The organism is Cyanobium sp. Lug-B, from assembly GCF_024345635.1.
GTDB lineage: Bacteria > Cyanobacteriota > Cyanobacteriia > PCC-6307 > Cyanobiaceae > Cyanobium > Cyanobium minutissimum.
This window is the reverse complement of record NZ_JAGQBM010000105.1, coordinates 1-6157: the sequence shown is the minus strand read 5'-3', so window position 1 is coordinate 6157 and position 6157 is coordinate 1. Positions and strand designations below refer to the sequence as shown.

Annotated in this window: 7 protein-coding genes and 1 pseudogene; 2 read left to right on the top strand and 6 right to left on the bottom strand. The window is 71.9% G+C overall.

Annotation, left to right across the window (positions count from 1 at the left end; all coding sequences use genetic code 11):
• On the bottom strand, positions 1 to 919 hold a 919-nt coding region (locus KBY81_RS16560; RefSeq protein ID WP_261357330.1), incomplete at its 3' end, for a RodZ family helix-turn-helix domain-containing protein.
• A gap of 11 nt (positions 920 to 930) precedes the next feature.
• Positions 931 to 1650 (bottom strand): pseudouridine synthase, encoded by a 720-nt coding sequence (locus KBY81_RS16160; RefSeq protein ID WP_254977055.1) that lies wholly within the window; start codon positions 1648 to 1650, stop codon positions 931 to 933.
• A gap of 89 nt (positions 1651 to 1739) precedes the next feature.
• Between KBY81_RS16160 and KBY81_RS16155 the strand changes: the two genes are divergently transcribed.
• The gene (locus KBY81_RS16155) at positions 1740 to 2747 is read left to right on the top strand and encodes an RpoD/SigA family RNA polymerase sigma factor (RefSeq protein WP_254977053.1); all 1008 of its coding nucleotides are present in this window, start codon (positions 1740 to 1742) and stop codon (positions 2745 to 2747) included.
• A gap of 89 nt (positions 2748 to 2836) precedes the next feature.
• Here KBY81_RS16155 and KBY81_RS16150 read toward each other — a convergent pair whose 3' ends face one another.
• A complete protein-coding gene (locus KBY81_RS16150; protein ID WP_015107889.1) occupies positions 2837 to 3127 on the bottom strand; it encodes an RNA-binding protein in 291 nt (96 codons plus the stop codon).
• 138 nt (positions 3128 to 3265) lie between these two features.
• On the opposite strand from KBY81_RS16150, the gene KBY81_RS16145 reads away from it, so the two are divergent.
• Entirely contained in the window at positions 3266 to 3526 is a 261-nt protein-coding gene (locus KBY81_RS16145) for a hypothetical protein (RefSeq protein WP_254977051.1), read from the top strand.
• 17 nt (positions 3527 to 3543) lie between these two features.
• Here the strand turns inward: KBY81_RS16145 and KBY81_RS16140 are convergent, their stop codons facing one another.
• From KBY81_RS16140 to KBY81_RS16130, 3 genes and pseudogenes are all read right to left on the bottom strand, one after another.
• Positions 3544 to 3723 (bottom strand): hypothetical protein, encoded by a 180-nt coding sequence (locus KBY81_RS16140; RefSeq protein WP_106221166.1) that lies wholly within the window; start codon positions 3721 to 3723, stop codon positions 3544 to 3546.
• A gap of 83 nt (positions 3724 to 3806) precedes the next feature.
• Positions 3807 to 4286, bottom strand: a complete 480-nt coding sequence (locus KBY81_RS16135; RefSeq protein WP_159819854.1) for a hypothetical protein — start codon at positions 4284 to 4286, stop codon at positions 3807 to 3809.
• A gap of 89 nt (positions 4287 to 4375) precedes the next feature.
• Positions 4376 to 6157 (bottom strand): annotated as a pseudogene (locus tag KBY81_RS16130) (hypothetical protein); the annotation flags it as partial.

Here is a 6157-nt window from a genome sequence, read left to right as displayed (position 1 = left end):
GGAACTGGGCCTGGCCCTGGGGCGTGGCCGCCACACCGCCGGGTTCGGCGGCCCCGGCCGGAACCAGCGGCTGGCCGTTCCAGCGCACGGACCCGGCCGGCGGCGCCGGCTCGAGCCGCAGGCTGAAGGGGGGCAGCACCGGCAGGCTGAGGCTGCCCTGCACCGCCGGCAGCTGGGTTTCGACGCCCCGGTCGCTGCGCAGGGACAGCCGGGTGGGCCTGGCCAGCTCCAGGCGCAGCAGGCCGAGGGCGAGATCGGGGCGGTTCTGCCTGGTCTCGCGGCGCAGCCGCTGCAGCCCCTGGCCGGCGGCGGCCTTGCCCAGGGGGCGCAGGTCGGGATAGGCCCCCAGGATGGCCCGGTCCGCATCCTCCAGATCAGCCCGGTCGCTCTGCTCGGCGCTCAGGGGCGGGATCGGCCGCAGCACATGCAGCCCCTGGGCGGCCAGCCGGCGCTGCTGCAGGTTGAGCCCATAGATCAGACCGCCGCACAGCACCGCGTAGAGCACGGTGCCCTGCCAGGTGGTGAAGACATCGATCGAACCCGGGGTGAAGCGCAGCAGCACCGTGTCCCGCCGCCGGCCGTGGTGGCGGTCCTGCTCCGGTGGCAGCACGCCGTCCAGGCTGCCGCCGGGCAGCTCCAGGTGCTGCTCCAGCAGCGGCAGCATCGTGCGCAGATAGGCCGCCTCCGGCAGCCGGTCCCGCCAGCCCCGCTCCAGGGCCTCCAGCACGGCGGTGCTGATGCGGGTGTCGAGGGCGAGCTGGCGCAGCCCGAGGCCGCGGCTCTCGCGGGCCTCCCGCAGCTGCTGGCCGGCGACCAGGAGGGGATCCTGGGGCCGCTCCTCGACGACCGGACGCGACGGGCGCTGGCCCGGCAGGCGCTCGCGCAGGCGCTGGAGCAGGGGCTTGGCCGGAGTGGGCAAGGAAGGGGGGCTCAGGGAGCGACGGCCAGGGGGCCCCATTCTCCCGGTTCGACCCTGCGCCAGGCCCCTTCCGCCAGATCCCCCAGCGACACCGGGCCGATGGCGATCCGGCTGAGGTCGAGCACGGGGTGGCCGAGGATCTCGGCGGTGCGCCGGATCTGGCGGTTGCGGCCCTCCCGCAGCACCAGCTCCAGCAGGGTGGCGCCGCGGTGGTGGCGCAGCCGCCGCAGCTCCACCGGCAGGCTGGGCAGGCCGTCGAGGGGCACGCCGGCCCGCCAACGCTCCAGGGTGGCGGTGCGGGGCAGCCCCTCCACCCAGACCCGGTAGGTCTTGCGATGGCCGTAGCGGGGATGGGTGAGGCGCAGGGTGAGGGCGCCGTCGTTGCTGAGCAGCAGGGCGCCGCGGCTGTCGGCGTCGAGCCGGCCCACCGGGTGCAGGCCGGGGCGCAGTTCCGGCGGCAGCAGCTCCAGCACGGTGGGGCGGCCGTGGGGGTCATGGCAGGTGCTGAGCACCCCGACCGGCTTGTGCAGCAGCAGGGTCAGGGTGGTGCTGGGCAGCTCCAGGGGCTGGCCGTCGACGCTGATCCGGTCGCAGGCGGGGTCGGCCCGATCCCCGAGCCGGGCCCGCTCGCCGTTGACCCGCACCCGGCCGTCGCGCAGCCAGGCCTCGGCCTGTCGGCGGGAGCAGAGCCCAGCGGCCGCCACGAGTTTCTGAAGCCGTTCGGCGCCCATGGCTCCATTGTGGGCACCGCTCCAGGTCGGAGCGAGTCCGCGAAGTGATGGTAGATTTACGAAACCAAATGGTTTCGTAACAAGGGACGATGCCTTCGATCACCGTCACGGCTGCTTCCACGGTTACGGCTGCCTCCGCGTCCCTGCTGGTCCCCACCGGCGATTCGCTGCGTTCCTACCTGCGGGACATCGGCCGCGTGCCGCTGCTCAGCCATGAGCAGGAGATCACCCTGGGCCGCCAGGTCCAGGAGCTGATGACCCTTGAGGAGCTGCGCGAGGAACTCACCCTGCGCTCCGGTGGGGAAGAGCCCAGCCCCGAGCTGCTGGCCGCCGAGGCGGGCCTCACCCCGGCGATGCTGCGCAAGCGCCTGCACGCCGGCCGCCGCGCCAAAGAGCGCATGGTGGCCGCCAACCTGCGCCTGGTGGTGAGTGTGGCCAAGAAGTACACCAAGCGGAACATGGAGCTCCTGGACCTGATCCAGGAGGGCACCATCGGCCTGGTGCGGGGCGTCGAGAAGTTCGATCCCACCCGCGGCTACAAGTTCTCCACCTATGCCTACTGGTGGATCCGTCAGGGCATCACCCGGGCGATCGCCGAGAAGAGCCGCACCATACGCCTGCCGATCCACATCACCGAAACCCTCAACAAGCTCAAGAAGGGCCAGCGGGAGCTCAGCCAGGAGCTCGGCCGCACCCCCACCCTGAGCGAACTGGCGGTGGCGGTGGAACTGCCCGAGGACGAGGTGAAGGATCTGCTCTGCCGCGCCCGCCAGCCGGTGAGCCTGGAGACGAAGGTGGGGGACGGCGAGGACACCGAACTGCTGGATCTGCTGGCCGGCGACGACCTGCTGCCCGCCGATCTGGTGGACGGCGAATGCCTCAAGGGGGACCTGCGGGCGCTGCTGGAGCAGCTGCCGGAACTGCAGGGGCGGGTGCTGAAGATGCGCTACGGCATCGACGGCGAGGAGCCGATGAGCCTCACCGGCATCGCCCGCACCCTGGGCATGAGCCGCGACAAGACCCGCAACCTGGAGCGGCGCGCCCTCGAAGGCATCCGCCACCACTCCCGCTCCCTGGAGGCCTACCTGGTGGCCTGAGCCCCAGGGGGCCCAGCCGCCGGCAAGGCCAGGGCCACGGCCATGAAAAAGCCCCCGTTTCCGGGGGCTGCCGACCGTTTAGGTACAGCTCAGTAGCGGGCGCGGCCGCCGCCGGCGCCACCGCCGCCACCACCACCGGTGCGGGGCTGGGCCTTGTTGACCCGGATCATCCGCCCCATCCACTCGACGTCCTGAAGGTCGTCGATGGCCTTGGTTTCATCGGCCTCATTGGCCATTTCAACGAAGGCGAAGCCGCGCTTGCGGCCGGTTTCCCGGTCGAGGGGCAGGCTGCAGTTACGCAGCGCTCCATACTGCGCAAACAGATGGTTGAGATCATCCACCTCCGCATCGAAGGAGAGATTTCCAACGTAAATCGTCATGAACAGAGAAACAATTATGAACGGATTCGTCGAAAGCCCTTACTGGACGTTGTCACTCGCCGAAGAGAAATCTTTGAATCACCAGAAGCGTACAGCCTGGGTGGGCTGGCAGGCTGGGAACCTTTGCAGGGCGGACCGATGAAGGAGCAGGCAACGGCCATTGCCCTGGTGGCGCTCTGGGTGCTGGGCTGGGGTGTGGGCGGCTCGCTGATCGATGCCGGCCTGATCGGCGCCGGCGTCTACGACCTGGATGGGGGCCAGCAGGGAACCCTGATCACCTTCCTGCTCTGGAGCCTGCTGTGGGGTGGCGCCGGCCTGAGGCTGTGGCGCCGCAGGGTGGGCGGCGGAGCCAATGCCGGTCGCGAGGACGACGGGAGCAAAGAAACGGGAACTCCCTGAACCGCCGAAAGTCCGGCTTACTTGCGGATGCCGAGCAGCTGGGCGCCGTAGTGCTCGCTGAACTCAGCCTGGTGCTGCCAGGCCGTGAGGAGGGTCTTGGCGACCTTGCGGAGTTCCTCGATGTCGTTGCAGCTGTCGATGGCGCGGGAGTGAACCGCGATCGAGAACTGGCGGTTGAGGGAAAGGGAGGCCTGCATGTCCTGCTTGCGTTGTATCAGAACGTTACAAGCAGTTGCCGGTCGGCGGGTGGATGCCAACCGAACGGCTATCCGCACCGGGCTCAGAAGAACTGGTCGAAGTTGTCGAAGTCCACGGCGCTGAAGGTGCCGTCCTGCACCTGGGCCATCAGGCGTTCCAGCTGCACCCACAGGGCACCGCCGGTGAGCAGCGACAGCACGAAGGCCACCAGCAGGGCGGCACCGGCGGCGAAACCGAACACCTGCAGGCTGGCGCCGATGAACAGGGTGACGCCGATCACCAGGCCCGCGTAGGGGAGGGTCGTCTCCAGGTTGGCGATCGGCAGCAGGGCCAGCCGGTCCTGCTTCCAGCCCTCCAGCCGGTTCTGGACCATCCGGGCGAAGGTGAGGCCGCACAGGACCGCCATGGCCAGGCCGATGCCGGCCAGCATGTAGGGCGGGTAGGTGAGCGGGGCGTACTCCAGCAGGATCTCCAGGGCGTCCAGATCGCCGTAGTCGCCGCTGGCCTGGTCCAGCCCCGCCTGCCGGAGGGTCACGGGAGCAGCGTCGAGGGCGGCCAGCAGCAGGGACACGGCGGAGATGGGGACGGGCGATCGCGCCCGACCCTAGGCGCCGGAGCCGCACCTTCAGCGGACGCCGTCGACGGAACCCCTCAGCCGAAACGGCTGCGGAAGCGATGGACCAGGGCGTTCAGGGCCAGCAGCAGCAGTCCCACGCCGACGAACACCAGACCCCGCAGCCCCAGGTCGGCCTGGGCCATGTCGATGGCCAGCAGCCGCAGCAGGCAAGCCCCCAGGCCCACCAGGGCCACCTGGCGGAACTGGGGCTCCCGCAGCACCACCCCCAGCAGGTAGACGGCCAGGGCCTCCGCCGTCCACAGCAGGGTCAGCAGGGCCCGGTCGTAGCCGCTGGCCAGCACCACCGCCACGGCGATGAACAGGGGATGGCCGAGCCACAGGTTGCGGCGGCGCGCCACCCGCCCGCCGACCCAGGCCAGGGGCGGCCATCCGCCTGGCTCGGGCAGCCGTTCGAGGTCGAGCCAGCGACGGCAGGCCAGGACGAAGGCCGTCTGCAGGGCGATCGCCACCAGCCCGGCGGTCTGGGCCGCGCCGGTGGCAGGGGGAAAGGACGGCAGGCCGACGCTGAGGCTGACCAGCAGGGTCCCCACCGCCAGCCAGTAGACGATCACCCCGTAGACCTGCAGGCGAATGGCGAAGCACCGCACCAGCGCCGGGCAGACCAGGAGCAGGGCCAGCAGGGTCCAGGCAACGGCTCGCCACGGGGCGCTGATCTCCCCCTGCAGCAGCACCACCACCCCCAGCAGGGCCCCCTCGAGGAAGCAGGGCTGCACCGCCTTCCAACTGGGCAGCCGCGCCAGGTCAGGTCCGGCCCGGAAGAACCAGCCGTGGAGGCCGACGGCGATTGCCAGCAGCTCGATCAGCAGGCGGCCCCGCACCTGCAGAACCCCGAGCGTCACCAGCTCCTGGCTGGGTCCGATCACCACCAGGAACGCCGCGGCGAAGGCCGCCAGGTACGCCAGGGAAAGCCCGAGCGCCACCCGCACGGCGCCCCCCCGCAGCCAGCGGCTGCCGGCCAGGGCCCCGGCGGACAGCAGCAGCCAGGCCGCCCCCGGCAGCAGCGGCGAGATCGGCTCGAGCAGCCACAGCACACCCAGGCCCGCATTGACGCCCAGCAGCGCCAGCCCGAGGCCCTGGCGGCGGCCGCCGCCAGCGGCGACCGTCAGCAGCAGGGCCAGCACCGCCAGGGGCAGCAGGCGGGCCAGCAGGGGGAGCGGCGGCCAGGGGGCCTGGATCAGCAGGGTCAGCCAGCCGGCGCCATGGGCCAGGGCGATCGCCGCCGTCATGGCGCTCAGCAGGCCGGGGGGGCGCCAGCGACCCGCCGCCACCAAAAAGGCGCCCATCACCACCAGGCTCAGGGGCGACCGCCAGTCCTCCGGCACCACCAGGGCGGTCCCGACCGCCACCAGGCCGCCCGCCAGCCAGCCCGGCAGGGGCGGCAGCGGCAGGGGCACGGCGCGGCGCTGGAGCAACACCTGCATCCCCACCGTCAGGCCCGCCCCGACCGTCAGCACCGCCCCGGTCTGCAGCTGATGCACCGGGTCGCCGCGCAGCAGCGCGGCCCCCAGGCCGCTCAGGGCCAGCACCAGAGCGGCGGCGGCGCTGAGCCACCAGCCGACGCGGACCAGGGGCCCAGAGCCCTCCCGCACGGCGATGGCCAGGAACAGCAGCGACTCCAGCAGCACCACCCCGGCCAGCAATGGCCCATCGGCGATCAGCGGGGCCAGGCTCAGCAGGGCCGCCAGCACCAGGGTCTGGCCCACCAGGCCGTCGCCCAGGGCCAGCCAGCGCGGTCCCCGTTGCCGGGCGCCGCGGCCCAGCAGCAGCGCCACCCCGGCGGCCACCGCCAGGGGCCC